The sequence below is a fragment of the Citrobacter sp. wls718 genome (assembly GCF_005280945.1).
Taxonomy (GTDB): domain Bacteria; phylum Pseudomonadota; class Gammaproteobacteria; order Enterobacterales; family Enterobacteriaceae; genus Citrobacter; species Citrobacter gillenii.
Genome location: NZ_SZWV01000079.1, coordinates 48,755 through 63,159, shown reverse-complemented (window position 1 = coordinate 63,159; position 14,405 = coordinate 48,755). Strand labels below are relative to the sequence as shown.

Sequence of the window (14,405 nt, the reverse complement as noted above, 5' to 3'; positions counted from 1 at the left end):
ATGCGGGCAGAGGGGACGGCCTGCCTCGCGTTATTGCAACCGACCCTAACAGAACCTGTACCGCATCACCTGCAAGCCAGCCTGACGGTGGAAACATTCCCCACCCGTTCTCCGCTCTTTGAGCCTGAACCCGACCAGATGGGGCGCTACTGTCAGTTATTAACGCACCTGCTGATGAGTAAAACGCTGTCTGACGAGATGGAACGCGTGGCAGGTGACTTACTGCAGGATCTGGTGGAATATTTCGCCGATACGCTAAAAGCACCGCGCTGGCTGAAAACAGAAGAAGGGTTGGTCGTGCTATAAAAAAGCCGGGTAGCGCTTACCCGGCCTACGGTGTGGAAATGTGCTCGTTTGTAGGCCCGGTAAGCGCAAGCGCCACCGGGCAATGCCCTCAGCTCAATAGCTGGAAAGCAATCATACCGACAATTGCACCGACCGTGCCGAGGATGGTTTCCATCATCGTCCAGGTCTTCAGCGTTTGCGCTTCGGTCGCACCAGTGAACTTACCGAACAGCCAGAAACCGGCGTCATTCACGTGACTGACCACGATAGAGCCACCCGCGATACAGATAGACAGGGCCGCCATCTGCGCGCCGGAGAAGTTCAGCTGTTCAATCACCGGCATCACCAGACCGACCGCCGTTAAGCAGGCCACGGTTGCAGAACCCTGAATGATACGCACCGCCGCTGCCAGCACGAAGCAGGTGATGGCAATCGGCAGGCCCATACCGGTTAATGCTTCACCCAGTGCCGGACCGACACCAGAATCCACCAGCACCTGCTTGAATACGCCACCAGCACCGATCACCAGCAGAATAATCCCCGCCGGTTGCAGCGCATGACCGCAGATCTCCATCACTTTGTCTTTTGGCATCCCCTGGCGAATGGCCAGGCCGTAAATCGCCACCAGGCACGCCACCAGAATCGCGGTGAACGGGTGACCGATAAACTCGAACCATTCGTAGGTTGAAGAACCGACCGGCACAAAGCGTGCGGCGATGGTTTTCAGACCCACCAGTACCAGCGGAAGCAGGATCAGCGACAAGCTGAAGCCGAAGGACGGCATTTTCCCCTCGCCCAGATGCGGCTCGGTAATGTCTTCCGGCACGTGCAGCTCAACGTAACGGCTGATAAAGTTGCCCCACAGCGGCCCGGCGATAATCATGCCCGGGATCGCCGCACACAGGCCAATCAGGATCATCCAGCCAAAGTCGGCGTGCATCTGAGAAGCCAGCAGCATCGGCGCGGGCCCCGGCAGCAGAAACGCCGCCGCTGCCGCCACGCCCGCAAACAGCGGAATGACCAGCTTAACCAAGTTGGTACCGGTGTGGCGCGCCATCGAGAACGCCACGCTTATCAGCAGCACAATCGCCACTTCAAAGAACAACGGTAATGCGCAAATCAGACCGGCCAGACCAATCGCATAGTGCGCGCGACTGTGACCAAAGGATTTCAGCATTTTGACGGCAATCTGATCGACCGCGCCCGTTTCATGCAAAATCTTACCGAACATGGCACCAAGAGCGACCACAATCGCTAGGAAGCCCAGCGTGCCCCCCATCCCTTTTTCCATAGTGGCCGCAATTTTATCGAGCGGCATACCGGAAAAGAGACCTGCACCAATAGACACCACCATCAAAGCAACGAAGGCGTGCATACGCGCCTTCATTACTAAAAACAGCAGTAATAAAACAGACCCTACTGCTGTTAAAACAAGCGTTAATGTAGTCACTACTTACTGCCTTGGTTTATAACCTCAATGGTGCTCGCTACCACACCGTCCAGTGGTTGATCGATATCCACCACCAGTACATCGCTTTCGTCCGCACCCGGCTCTTCCAGCGCATCGAACTGGGTAACCAGCATCTGCGTTTTGAAGAAGTGACCTTTGCGCGCTTTCAGGCGGCTTTCAATCACGTCGAAGTCCCCTTTCAGGTAGATGAAAGAGAGATTCGGATTGCCTTCGCGAAGCAGGTCGCGATAGTGTTTTTTCAGCGCAGAACACACGATCAGCGAGACCTTGTTGGTACGCTGCATCGCAAAGGCGGCATCATTGAGCGCCTGTAACCACGGCTTACGGTCGTCGTCGTTCAACGGCTCACCGGCGGCCATTTTCGTGATGTTGCTGCGCGGATGGAGAAAATCGCCATCAAGAAACGCGGCCTGCAGTTGATGCGCCACTTCGCTGGCGACAGCAGATTTACCGCTGCCCGATACGCCCATCAGAACGTAAACGTGGTGATCATGATTAGTCGTGCTCAAAGCGTTGCCCCCACTGGTACAAGAATCAGGAATTGTTACGGGTAACTGTTATCGGTAACATTGTCCAGCCGGACAAATGGAGAAGCAATATCCATTCGTGCTCGAAGTGTATAAGTGTGAGCTACGTCAAACTTGTCGGCTTAAATAGATCCGCCCGGTGACAAGGTGAAACCTAAATCTAACATTTTAGGTGTGACTGCTTCACCGCGGATACGCGCCAGCAGACGCTCAGCGCCAATGCTGCCCATCCGTTCACGCGGCGTGAGCACGCTCGCCAGACGCGGTTCCATCACCTGCCCGATGTCATGACCGTGGAAACCAGCGATCGCCATATCATCCGGAATTTTCAGCCCTAAGCGCTGGCATTCAAATGCCGCCCCGACCGCCAGGTCATCGTTAGTACAGAACACACCGTCCAGCTGCGGGTATTCACGCCGCGCCTGACGGATAAGCTCAATACCAGACGAATAGGAAGAAGATTGTTCCACCATCACGCTATACGGCACCAGACCGGCGTCGCGCATGGCCTGCTCGTAGCCCCTCTGTTTGATGATAGTTCGTTCATCCAGACGCGCTCCCAGATAGGCAATGTGGCGATGCCCACGCGCGATAATGGCGGCGGTCATCTGGCGGGCGGCTTCGAAGTTGTCAAAACCGACGGCGATATCAAGACACGGAGACTGGCTGTCCATCAGTTCAACCACCGGGATCCCCGCCACTTCGATCATTTTCAATGTACGCGGGGTGTGGCTGCGTTCGGTGAGGATCAGGCCATCGATATTCCACGATAGCATTGATTCCAGACGTTCCTGCTCCATCTCGGGCTTATAGCCGTAGTGCGCCAGCATGGTCTGATAACCGTGGCGGTCAGTCACGGCCTCAATGCCACGTAACACTTCAGCAAAAACCTGGTTGGTGAGAGAGGGTAACAGCACGCCGATAGCACGGCTGGTAGCATTTGAAAGGATATCAGGAGCACGATTGGGAATATAACCCAGCTCATCAAGTGCAGCGGCAATTTTGCCCCGCAGCGCCACGGAGACCTGCTCCGGGTTGCGCAAAAAGCGACTGACCGTCATTTTGGTCACGCCCACGCGGTCGGCTACATCCTGAAGTACGGGTCTTTTCTTTTTCATCGTCCTGAAGCGTTAAAAAGGGATAGATTCCCCGAGTTTACCACGGACGTGCGGATTTAATGACAAACGATGAAAAGCCGGATGGCGACGCTGTCGCGTCTTATCCGGCCTACAAGGGTTACAGCACGTTATACAGGCGGCAGGTCAAACAGTAATACTTCGCTGTCGCTGTCGGCATGAATCGAAATGGCCTGTTCATCCCAGATTGCCAGACCATCACTGGTGGACGCTTTGGTTCCGTTGATGGTGACATTGCCTTTCACGACCTGGATCCACACGCGGCGTTCCGCGGCTATCTGATGTACCGATTGCTCATCTTTGAGCAGCGCCCAGCGGTACAGCTCCATATCCTGGTAAACCTTCAGCGAACCGTCACGCGCATCCGGCGACAGCACCAGCTGTTTGCCCTGCGCGGCATCAAAACGGCGCTGCTCGTAGCGTGGCGTAATGCCGTTTTCCTGCGGGATGATCCAAATCTGATACAGGTGCAGCTTCTCGGTGTCGCTTGGGTTGTACTCCGAGTGACGGATCCCCGTCCCGGCGCTCATAATCTGGAATTCACCTGCAGGTACCTGCTCTTTATTACCCATGCTGTCCTGATGCTCCACCGCACCTTCCAGTACGTAGGTCAGGATTTCCATGTCTTTATGGGGATGCGTACCAAAGCCCTGGCCTGCGTCGATCACGTCATCGTTAATCACGCGCAGTGCCGAGAACCCCATAAAATTCGGGTCATAGTAGTTGGCAAACGAGAAGGTATGCCAGGAATCGAGCCAGCCATGATTTGCATGACCACGGTCATTTGCTTTGCGTAAGAAGATCATTGTGTTCACCCCCAGATGTTTTCGATGGAGTCAGTGTGGACTCAATCACTCAGGGATCATAGAGGGTGAAAATTGACGCCTCTGTTCAAAAAAAATGAACAAGCCCAGAGGCGTCACTTAGCGCTATTTGGCGAGGGTTATCGTGGCAGGCGTTGCCTGTTCAAAGGCGCGCTCGAGGATCTCGAGGTTAGTAAGAACGTCAGATTCCTTGACGTAATTAGGCATACCGGTGGTCAGCGACTGATACAGCGCATCATAGACGCGGCCGTAGTCGCCCACTTCCGGTTTCATCTCTTCTTTCACCGTGATGCCATCATCGTTGACATATTCCAGCACACCCACTGAATCATCGGCGGCAAAACCGGGTTCCCCCGGCATAATATTGGCCTTCAGGCTGGTCTCCTGCTGGTCGATACCGTACTTCACAAACGAGCCTTTAGTGCCGTGAACGATAAACTTCGGATAGTCGATTTTCACCAGGTGGCTGGTTTTGACGATAGCCTTCAGGTCACCGTAGAACAGCTGCGCTTCAAAGGTATCATCAGGATTCGCTTTGTTGCGCAGGCTACGGATGTCATAGGCAACGTGGTCGGGGCGACCAAACAACGAGATAATTTGGTCCATGGTATGTACGCCCAGCCCATAGAATGCGCCGTCCTGCGGCAGACCCGGCTGGGTTTCCACCACCGGGCGGTAGTAGTCAAAATGGCTCTCCACTTCAACAATCTCGCCCAACTTGCCGCTCTCAATCGCCTTTTTGGCGGTGAGGAAGCAGGAATCGAAGCGACGATTCTGGTACGGCGTAACGATCAGCCCCTTGCTTTGCGCCAGTTCGAACAGCGCTTTTGCCTCTGCCAGCGTTGGTGTGAACGGTTTCTCCACCAGCACGTTTTTACCCGCTTCCAGCGCACGCTTTGCGTATTCAAAGTGACTGTCTGTATGTGTGCAGACGATCACCAGCTTCACCTGCGGATCGTTTAATACCTCGTCGAGGTCGCTGGTAAAGTGGATGTGTGAATATTGCGGTGCCTGCTCTTCCGGCTTGGCGTGACGACGGAAGATATGCGCCACGTGCCAGCTGTCTTTGCGGTTGAGAACGTACGGTAAATGGTAGCGGGTGGTGCTTTTACCAAACCCAATGAATGCGCAGTGTAAGGCCATGAGGCAATCCTTTTGAAGGTGATTGCCTACACCATAGCGCAAAGTGGGGGGAGACTGAATCCATCCTGTCATCGTGCCGGATGCGGCGTGGCCTTATCCGGCCTACAAAAGCAGTAGCCTCAAGATCGGCCGGCGGCGTCGCGGTCAGTTTGTTCACGGCAAGCGCGCAGGGCCCGGAGCGTACTAAATGTACGTGAGGAGCACGAGCACTTCCCGGGGACAAAATGGCAAGTAAGCCAGGCTGAAACAAAACCCCAAAAAAAAAGCCAGCAAAAGCTGGCTAAAGTAATACTGGAAGCAATGTGAGCAATGTCGTGCTTTCAGGTTCTCCGTAGGGTTCCCCTGAACGCAGAGCAATAATAATCATTCTCATTCGCACTTGTCTACTTCTTTTTGCAAAAAAAATGCAGTTGACGGAATTTTCTTTCTCAGCGAGTGTAAATGCTCAATTAACCCTGCAGGAGATAAGGAATGAGTGAGATAGTGATACGCCACGCTGAAAAGAAAGATTACGACGCCATTCGTCAAATCCATGCCCAGCCGGAGGTGTATCACAATACGCTACAGGTTCCTCATCCTTCCATGGAGATGTGGCAAGAACGGCTCGCCGAGCGCACCGGTGTCAAACAACTGGTTGCCTGCATTGATGATATTGTCGTGGGGCACTTATGCATTGAAGTCACCCAGCGCCCGCGCCGCAGTCACGTCGCTGATTTTGGGATCTGCGTAGATGCCCGCTGGCAAAATCGCGGCGTCGCCAGCGCGCTCATCCGCACCATGATCGACATGTGCGACAACTGGCTGCGCGTCGAGCGTATTGAGCTGACGGTGTTTGTCGATAATGAGCCTGCTGTGGCGGTGTACAAAAAGTATGGCTTTGAAATCGAAGGGACCGGTAAGAAATATGGCCTGCGCAACGGTGAGTACGTTGATGCGTACTTTATGGCGCGCGTGAAGTAATGGTTGGGCGAGTCATCTCGCCCTTTTTATTGAAAGGACGCATCGTGAAAAAGGTTTTATCGCTGGTTCTGCTGGCAACGATTTCCCCCGGCTACGCCACGACCGTACAAAATGTGGATTCCATCCCCAACGCCATTCACCATCCGGAAGGCAAGCAGATTTTCGCCGAGCAAATGATGGGGGCAACGCCCGCCAAAGGGTTTGGTGAACTGCCGCAAGGGTTAGAGGTGGCGCAATGGATTAGCTGGGTTGCGCCGAATGAAGACCCCAAAAACCTGATTATGACCGGTGCCAAAGCCTGGGGCAAAAACGGGAAATACATTGGCGTCGCCTGTTTTGCCGATAATCAGGCAGAGGCAGAACAAACCAGGAAACGCGCAGATAACGGCTGTCCGGAAAATTACAGCACCAGCCGCGTCAATAAATTATATCTCGGCGTTTTCTCCTGGCAGAATCAACAGTTGCAGCCGATCGCACGTTCAGAAAAACCGCTGGACCAGCTCTCAACGTGGAATGAAAACGCCGAAGCGCAGAGTGATGATGAGTCCGTCAAACCGCTGGCTTATTACACCAAACTGGATCTGGCCCCTTATCGGATCGCACCCGATACCCTGGCATTCGGGGTACGCGGCGGGTACTCAAATGCGTATTCCGGCGGCGGTGCATTTTATGAAGTGCTGGAGCTCTACGCGATTAAAGACAACAAGATAATCAACGTGTTTTCCAACCTTGTTTACCAATATCAGGATATCGCCGGGGACTGGAATCAGGACGGAACGCGACAGCACGACATCAGCGAAAGTAAGTACATCCTGAAAATACGCACGGCAAAGACCGCCGGTTTTTATGACGTAGAGCGTGTTAACCTTGAGGATAAAAGCAGTCGCATATATCGCTGGTCTGAATCACAGCAACAGTACGTTCCCTAGCTGACAGATAAGGCCTACAGCGTATAGCACGATGTAGGCCACTGATATGAATAAAAAAACATCAACAATTATTCTTTCAATATCCCCCCATTATTAAATATATAAAAACTTCTCTCCTTGGTTATTTATATTCAGAATCCCCTCAAGAATATTCACTTAAAATGAAACGTTTTGTTTCTGCTATATACGAACACCATCAGAAAGCGTAAATAAAAACAAAGAGAAAAATTACCATTTTTACGATAACACGTAATAAAAGGATAAGAATTTCATGAGTGATATCGTCTATCTGATGGTTTCAGGACAACAGCAAGGGGCTATTTCTGATGGATGTGGAACCATTGCATCCGTGGGTAACCGCTGGCAAATAGGGCACGAAGACGAAATTTTTACCTTTTCGTTAACTAATAGTATAACCAGTACTGGCGCAGGTTCTCATTTGCACGGACTGCGATTTTGTAAACTGATAGATAAAAGCACCCAATTATTTGTTAATGCTATTAACAACAACGAGCAGTTATATATGGAGTTTTATTTCTACCGCATCAATAGATTCGGTAAATGGGAGAAGTATTATTATATTCAACTGCGGGGAGCATTTATATCAGCCATTCAATACCAATTCAGCGAGAATAATTTAGATACAGAAACAATAAACATCAACTATGAATATATCCTTTGCAAACATCTTATTGCCAACACTGAGTTCAGCTACCTGGCGTTGCCCGAAAACTACAACCGCCTGTTTATCCCCCCTCCCAAAACCCCTGCAGACAACGGCCTCAATACGTTAAACAGCAAAGGGGTTGGCAGACTGCTTGCCGCCGGAGGGATCTACAACGGGAATATCGACGGTTTCAGGGAAACGGCGGAAAAGCTGGGAGGCGATGCGATTAAAGGATATGATCAAGTCCTGAATGAAAAAACGACAGGTGCGTTACTTGCAGCAAGTTCAATTTTGTTAGCCAGACGTTCTAGTTTTGATTATTATCATGAAATTACCATCTATCTTGGAAAACTAAGAGGCGAACCCAAATTACTTTCTGGCGTAATCGTAAAAGAAATAAATTACACCCGAAGAAACCCAATAGAAGCAGCAGCATTACGAAAGGAATTCGATAGTACTATAAGGAAAAAGTTCATTATTGACCTTGCCAAAAAACCTATTTACACAAATAGATTTAATTCGGAAGATTTTTTAAGAATGCGTAACGGGAATGTTCCTCATAACTATAGTGTTCACCATAAATTACCATTAGATGATGGAGGAACAAATAGCTTTGATAATTTAGTACTAACAAAGAACGAACCCTATCACAAAATATTTACCAATATGCAATCCAATGTAACAAGAAAAATGTTACCCGGCGAAAGCAAAACAATACTCTGGGCAATCCCTTCAGGTTCAATTTACCCACTTAAGTAATATTGCAGGATTAAAGAAAAAATGAAGATTGAAGACCTTCTTGTTGAATTAAAAATCATGATGGATAACTTTGCTTATCCTATAGAAGATGCCATAAAAAGTTCATTTATTGAAAGCATCACAAAAAGAAACTCTAAAACTGAAACATCACCGACACTCGAACAATTATGTGATGAAGTCTGCATATTATTCTCTAATCAACCTGATTATTTAACATTCTTAGAAACAATGGATGGGTTTGAGTATAATGGATTAAGGATTTTCAGTCTTTCAATACCAGAATCTTTAGTTAATAACTTATTTATAGTGAACGAGTTTTATAGAAATAATGATGACTATATAAACCCTGATCTTGCTGAACGATTAGTCATTGGCGATGATAGTATTTCGTTATTCACCTATGATACTAAAACCTGTCTCTTTGAAATTAGAGATAAGATCGGCACTGATAATGTATTTGGAACATTTAAATCCTTTACTGAATTTTTAAATGAAATTCTAGACACTGTTCGTTAATAAATACCAGGACACATAATGAGAAAATTGTCTTTAAATGCTTTAGAACAAAAAGCAAAGGAAATAAGCAAGAAAACATTAGGTGGTTATATATTACCAGACGAAATATTATCACAATTGGCCTCAGGAGTAATTATTGATGGTGACGACAGAGTTTTTGTTTTGTTCATACCTAAAAAACTTGCAAAAGATACAATAGACATTCTCAGAATAAGAATGAATATTTATTCTGAGGAGGGTTTTGTTGAATATGTTGGGCTTGAGCGAAAAAAGTAGAGAGCAAAACAATAAAGTCATGTTCTATAAGGGGAATGCTAATGATCTCTTACGAAGAAGCCATAAACAAAGCCAATAAATATCTTTACGATGCGGATTCTCCTGTCGTTATCACACTCCATGGACGGTTTGCAGAAGGTTGTTTTTTTGCTTCGAGACCAGGGAATACCTTGAAACCGGAGACAACGCTGCCCGTCTGGCAGGAAACGCTCCATTCATCATCGATAAAGATAGTGGTGAAATCTTTGATTTAGGCACTGCCTGGCCGCTGGAGAAATATTTAAAAGACTACGAAGAAAGCAAAAAAACACGAAGCTACGCTTACTCGGATGCGATTAACTATGATAACTGAAACAGAGCTTAACGTACTGAAAGTTATGGCTGAAAAAGATATTGACTGGAACTGGATAGCTTTGGATCGTGCTCTTTATACGAGAGGCGTTTCTGGATTTGGTAATGTTGCGAATATCGTAACGAGCCTTGTCAATAGCGGATTGGTTGATGTCGTATATGGTGAAGATAAATCAAGACCACGCTACAAAGTAGCCCAAAATGGCTTTAACTTGATCAAAGAGCAACAGCATCTTTTTTAGTTTAAAATATTATGCTCGTTAAATATTGAGCCTTCCAAGTAAGCCCTCTCCCACCGAAGAGGGCCGTCATTCTTAGTACCCCGCCGTTAAATCATCCACGGAGCGTGGGTCAGACGCGCCATACAGTGCGCCATCCGGCCCGACCATAATGCTCTGGGTGCTGCCCATCGCCTCTTTGAGCGCGACTTTTTGCCCTTTCTGTTCTAACAGTTTGATGGTGTCCGGGCTGAAGCCTTTTTCGATGCGCAGCTCATCCGGCAACCACTGATGATGGAAACGCGGTGCATTGGTGGCTTCGGCGACGTTCATTCCAAAATCAATGCTGTTGACCACCATTTGCAGCACAGTAGTGATAATACGACTGCCGCCAGGGCTGCCGGTAACCAGCCAGGTTTTACCGTCTTTCACTACGATGGTCGGCGACATGGACGACAGCGGGCGCTTATTCGGCCCTACCGCGTTGGCATCACCGCCCACCAGCCCGTAAACGTTCGGGACACCCGGTTTGGCAGAGAAGTCATCCATTTCGTTATTGAGCAGAATACCGGTGTTACCCGCCACAATACCGGTGCCGAAGGTGGTGTTCAGGGTATAGGTCACCGCCACGGTGTTGCCGTCTTTATCCACCACCGAGAAGTGGGTGGTTTGGTTACTTTCGTACGGGGCAAGCTTGCCCGGTTTGATCTGACTGGAGGGTTTGGCTTTATTGATATCGATCTGCTCGGCAAGCGATTTGGCATACGCTTTGTTGGTCAGCGCCTGCCACGGTACCTTCACAAAATCCGGATCGCCAAGGTATTCAGAGCGGTCGGCGTAAGCATACTTCTCCGCCTCCGCCATCACCTGCATGGCATCGGCGCTGCCAAATCCGTATTTCTTCATATCGAAGTTTTCGAGAATATTAAGGATCTGCACAATATGAATACCGCCAGAGGACGGGGGCGGCATCGAGAAGACCTGGTATCCGCGATAGTCGCCGCTAATCGGTTTACGCTCCACGGCTTTATAAGCGGCTAAATCGTCTTTGCTCATCAGCCCGCCGTTCTTCTTCATCTCCTCGGCTATCTGATCGGCAATCGCCCCTTTATAAAACGCATCCGGGCCATTCTCGGCAATCATCTCGAGGCTTTTCGCCAGGTTTTTCTGTACCAGCTTGTCGCCCTTTTTCAGCGGTTCGCCGTCTTTCCAGAAAATAGCTTTGCTGTTCTCGTGGTTGGGGATCACTTCGCTGCCGTACGTTTTGAGATCGTCAGCCAGCGCATCGTTTACCACAAACCCCTCTGCCGCCAACTTCATCGCCGGGCGTACCACTTTGTTGAGCGGCAGGGTGCCGTATTTCTCCAGCGCCAGCGAGAATCCGGCCACGGTCCCCGGCGTGCCGGAAGCCAGATGCGAGGTTAGCGATTTTTTACTGTCCGGATTGCCCTGATCGTCGAGGAACATATCACGCGTGGCGTTAGCCGGCGCCATTTCACGGAAATCGATAGCGGTCGTATTCCCGTCTTTGGTGCGCAGCAGCATAAATCCACCGCCGCCCAGGTTCCCCGCCTGGGGATGCGTCACCGCCAGTGCATACCCCACGGCCACGGCAGCATCTACCGCGTTACCCCCCTGCTTTAAGATATCTACCCCAACCTGCGTGGCCATCGCATCCACGGAGGCAACCATCCCCTGCTGCGCGCGCACGGGATGGAACACATCTTCTTCCACGCCATATGATACTGGCGGCGCAGCCGGTGCGGCAGCCGCGCTGAAACAGCTTCCTGAGAGCAGAGCAGCAATGGCTACCCGGCGTATAAACGTCGGTTTTATCATCGTTATTCTCCAGATGTACGGGGGTCTGCCCCCACTAAGCCTGGTGCATAACTCTGAAATAACCATCGTAACGACGAGAAAGGAGTAAACTAAAGAGATCCCCGAGAGGAGAAAAGCGATGAAACGACTCTTGATTTTAGCCATGCTATTGCCGTTTGCAGGCTTTGCACAGCCCATCAACACCATGAACAACCCGAATAAACCGGGTTATCAGATCCCGAGTCAGCAGCGGATGCAGACACAAATGCAATCACAGCAAATTCAGCAGAAAGGGATGCTGAACCAACAGTTGCAGACGCAGACGCGCATGCAACAGCAGCATATGGAAAATCAAATCAACACCAACTCCCAGCGCGTGCGCCAGTCTCAGCCGGGGGAGTTGAATACCAGCCAACAGCAAATGCTACCCAACAACAACGGTGGGATGCTAAACACCAACCGCAATCCGGACAGCACGCTGAATAAACAGCAGCAAATGCTGTCGGAGAAAAAGAACGGCGACATGCTTAAGCCCTCCAGCACGCCGCAGCCTAACGTGCCGTTAAAAACGATTGGGCCTTAATAGGGCTGAAAATCCGGCCCAATGACATCAATGGCATCGGTACAGATGCAATCCACCCCCCAGCGCAATAGCTCTGCCGCGCGCTGGGGACGGTTGACGGTGTACACCAGAATGCGTAACCCGGCATCACGTATCGCATCGACACGCGCTTCATCCAGCAGCGTATAGTTTAGATGAAGAGAAACGCAGCCCAGCCGCGACGTGAGTTCGCGCCAGTCGTCACGCCATTCATCAAGCAGCAGCCCGCGCGGCAGTTCCGGTGCGGCCTGCTGTGCAGCTTCAAGAGCCTCAATGTCAAAGGATGACAGCAGCGGCGGCGTCATGTCAGCCCAGAGTTCACGCGCTGCCAGCGCAACGGCTCTGCCGGTGAGTGCCTCGCTACCCGTAGTGGGTTTAATCTCAATATTGGCCATCATGCGATGCTGACGGCAGCGGTCCGCCACCTGAGAAAGCAACGGCAACGGCTCGCCTTTGAACTCGCCGCTAAACCAGCCCCCGGCATCAACGCGCAGCAGATCCTGCCAGTTCAGCTCCCCTGCGACGCCCCAGCCGTTGCTGGTGCGTTCAAGGTTGTCGTCGTGCAGTAAGAAGATCTCGCCATCTTTTGACAATTTCGCGTCAAATTCGATCATGGTATGCCCGAATCGCGCCCCCACATCGATTGCCGCCAGCGTGTTTTCCGGGGCCAGTTTACCGCCACCACGATGGGCGACAATATGGGGATAAGGCCAGTTACTCATACTCGTTGTCCTGTTTCGCCATCAAAGAGATGCATATGGTTTTCGGGCAGATGCAGCCACAGCGTGCTGCCTGCCGTCGGGCGATGCTGATGCGCCAGCCGCACCACCAGTTTCTGCTCGCCCCAGCGTCCGTGGGCCAGGTTATCCGCGCCCAGCATTTCCAGGGTGTCTAGCACCTGTGGCACGCCGCCTTCGGCCTGCGAGCTTAGCGCAATATGCTCCGGGCGGATACCCAGCGTCATGTTACGCCCAATATGGCGCGAATAATCCTTGCCGAGGGGCAACATCATGCCGCTCTCCAGCTCAAAATGATGGCCCGTGGCGCTGATACGCCCGTCCAGAAGGTTCATGGCCGGGCTGCCGATAAAGCTCGCCACAAAGCGGCTGGCCGGTTTTTCGTACACCTCAACCGGCGTACCGATTTGTTCGGCGACGCCTTTGTTCATCACCAGTACCCGCTGGGCAAGGGTCATAGCTTCGACCTGATCGTGGGTTACGTAAAGTGAGGTGGTTTTCAGTCGCCGGTGCAGATGTTGTAACTCCAGACGCATCTGCACGCGCAGCTTGGCATCAAGGTTGGAAAGCGGCTCATCAAACAGGAATACTGCCGGTTCGCGCACAATCGCCCGTCCCATCGCCACACGCTGACGCTGGCCACCGGAAAGCTCGCGTGGGCGACGTTTGAGCAGTTCGCTCAGCTCAAGGATACGCGCGGCATCGTTCACACGCTCGGCAATGTGCGCTTTGCTCATGCCGCGAATTTTCAACCCCCAGGCCATGTTTTCTTCCACACTCATATGCGGGTAGAGCGCGTAATTCTGGAACACCATCGCAATACCGCGATCTTTCGGCTCCATCTCAGTGACGCGCTTATTTTCAATCCAGATATCGCCGCTGCTCACCCGCTCCAGTCCGGCGACCATGCGCAGCAGCGTAGACTTACCGCAGCCGGACGGCCCGACCATTACGATAAACTCTCCGTCCGCAACGTCCAGCGTCAGCGGTTTAATCACCTGGGTTTTACCGTCCCAGCTTTTGGTTACTGCCTGTAGTTTTAAACCAGCCATTTTATTTCTCACTATCGACCAGGCCACGCACAAACGCGCGCTGCATGGCTAACACGATGATTACCGGAGGGATAAGCGTCAGCAGCATAGCTGCCATCACGTGGTTCCACTGCGTCGTACCTTCACCGGTGGCGA

At 51.1% G+C, this 14,405-nt stretch carries 15 protein-coding genes and 3 pseudogenes; 9 read left to right on the top strand and 9 right to left on the bottom strand.

Annotated features, from left to right (window positions below; genetic code table 11):
• Window positions 1-306, top strand: a pseudogene (locus tag FDW95_RS15875) (hypothetical protein); the annotation flags it as partial.
• Between the two features lie 88 nt (window positions 307-394).
• On the opposite strand, the gene gntU reads toward FDW95_RS15875, so the two are convergent.
• The 5 genes from gntU to FDW95_RS15850 all read right to left on the bottom strand — a co-directional run bounded on the left by gntU (window position 395) and on the right by FDW95_RS15850 (window position 5,386).
• Window positions 395-1,735, bottom strand: a complete 1,341-nt coding sequence (gene gntU, locus FDW95_RS15870; protein ID WP_115257284.1) for a gluconate transporter — start codon at window positions 1,733-1,735, stop codon at window positions 395-397.
• Window positions 1,735-2,265: a gluconokinase gene (gene gntK / locus FDW95_RS15865; protein ID WP_096759246.1), complete on the bottom strand. Its 531-nt coding sequence runs from the start codon at window positions 2,263-2,265 to the stop codon at window positions 1,735-1,737. Before gntK ends, gntU begins: the two co-directional genes overlap by 1 nt.
• Window positions 2,266-2,405: 140 nt before the next feature.
• On the bottom strand, window positions 2,406-3,401 hold the full coding sequence (gntR, locus tag FDW95_RS15860; protein ID WP_096759245.1) for a gluconate operon transcriptional repressor GntR: 996 nt from the start codon (window positions 3,399-3,401) through the stop codon (window positions 2,406-2,408).
• A 128-nt stretch (window positions 3,402-3,529) separates the two neighbouring features.
• Window positions 3,530-4,225 carry a quercetin 2,3-dioxygenase gene (gene yhhW / locus FDW95_RS15855; protein WP_115257283.1) on the bottom strand — a complete coding sequence of 232 codons (696 nt, stop codon included), beginning with the start codon at window positions 4,223-4,225 and terminating at the stop codon, window positions 3,530-3,532.
• A gap of 123 nt (window positions 4,226-4,348) precedes the next feature.
• Window positions 4,349-5,386, bottom strand: coding sequence for an oxidoreductase (locus FDW95_RS15850; RefSeq protein ID WP_115257282.1), 1,038 nt, complete (start codon window positions 5,384-5,386; stop codon window positions 4,349-4,351).
• 471 nt (window positions 5,387-5,857) lie between these two features.
• Between FDW95_RS15850 and yhhY the strand changes: the two genes are divergently transcribed.
• The 7 genes and pseudogenes from yhhY to FDW95_RS15815 all read left to right on the top strand — a co-directional run bounded on the left by yhhY (window position 5,858) and on the right by FDW95_RS15815 (window position 10,086).
• Window positions 5,858-6,346: an N-acetyltransferase gene (gene yhhY / locus FDW95_RS15845; RefSeq protein WP_096759242.1), complete on the top strand. Its 489-nt coding sequence runs from the start codon at window positions 5,858-5,860 to the stop codon at window positions 6,344-6,346.
• 44 nt (window positions 6,347-6,390) lie between these two features.
• Window positions 6,391-7,275, top strand: a complete 885-nt coding sequence (locus FDW95_RS15840) for a hypothetical protein (RefSeq protein WP_115259892.1) — start codon at window positions 6,391-6,393, stop codon at window positions 7,273-7,275.
• Window positions 7,276-7,546: 271 nt separating this feature from the next.
• On the top strand, window positions 7,547-8,701 hold the full coding sequence (tssD, locus tag FDW95_RS15835) for a type VI secretion system tube protein TssD (RefSeq protein ID WP_115257281.1): 1,155 nt from the start codon (window positions 7,547-7,549) through the stop codon (window positions 8,699-8,701).
• Window positions 8,702-8,722: 21 nt separating this feature from the next.
• On the top strand, window positions 8,723-9,217 hold the full coding sequence (locus FDW95_RS15830) for a YrhA family protein (protein ID WP_115257280.1): 495 nt from the start codon (window positions 8,723-8,725) through the stop codon (window positions 9,215-9,217).
• 18 nt (window positions 9,218-9,235) lie between these two features.
• Entirely contained in the window at window positions 9,236-9,493 is a 258-nt protein-coding gene (locus tag FDW95_RS15825; RefSeq protein ID WP_115257279.1) for a hypothetical protein, read from the top strand.
• 41 nt (window positions 9,494-9,534) lie between these two features.
• Window positions 9,535-9,845, top strand: a pseudogene (locus tag FDW95_RS15820) (YrhB domain-containing protein).
• Entirely contained in the window at window positions 9,835-10,086 is a 252-nt protein-coding gene (locus tag FDW95_RS15815) for a MarR family transcriptional regulator (RefSeq protein WP_234691894.1), read from the top strand. Before FDW95_RS15820 ends, FDW95_RS15815 begins: the two are co-directional and overlap by 11 nt.
• Window positions 10,087-10,158: 72 nt before the next feature.
• Here the strand turns inward: FDW95_RS15815 and ggt are convergent, their stop codons facing one another.
• On the bottom strand, window positions 10,159-11,901 hold the full coding sequence (gene ggt, locus FDW95_RS15810) for a gamma-glutamyltransferase (RefSeq protein ID WP_115257278.1): 1,743 nt from the start codon (window positions 11,899-11,901) through the stop codon (window positions 10,159-10,161).
• A 118-nt stretch (window positions 11,902-12,019) separates the two neighbouring features.
• On the opposite strand from ggt, the gene FDW95_RS15805 reads away from it, so the two are divergent.
• Window positions 12,020-12,463: a DUF2756 family protein gene (locus FDW95_RS15805; RefSeq protein ID WP_115257277.1), complete on the top strand. Its 444-nt coding sequence runs from the start codon at window positions 12,020-12,022 to the stop codon at window positions 12,461-12,463.
• Here FDW95_RS15805 and ugpQ read toward each other — a convergent pair.
• The 3 genes and pseudogenes from ugpQ to FDW95_RS23945 all read right to left on the bottom strand — a co-directional run.
• Complete coding sequence (gene ugpQ / locus FDW95_RS15800) at window positions 12,460-13,203, bottom strand: glycerophosphodiester phosphodiesterase (RefSeq protein WP_115257276.1); 744 nt, start codon at window positions 13,201-13,203, stop codon at window positions 12,460-12,462. The two genes, FDW95_RS15805 and ugpQ, sit on opposite strands and share 4 nt — an antisense overlap.
• On the bottom strand, window positions 13,200-14,270 hold the full coding sequence (locus FDW95_RS15795) for a sn-glycerol-3-phosphate import ATP-binding protein UgpC (protein WP_115257275.1): 1,071 nt from the start codon (window positions 14,268-14,270) through the stop codon (window positions 13,200-13,202). Before FDW95_RS15795 ends, ugpQ begins: the two co-directional genes overlap by 4 nt.
• A gap of 1 nt (window position 14,271) precedes the next feature.
• Window positions 14,272-14,405, bottom strand: a pseudogene (locus FDW95_RS23945) (glycerol-3-phosphate transporter); the annotation flags it as partial.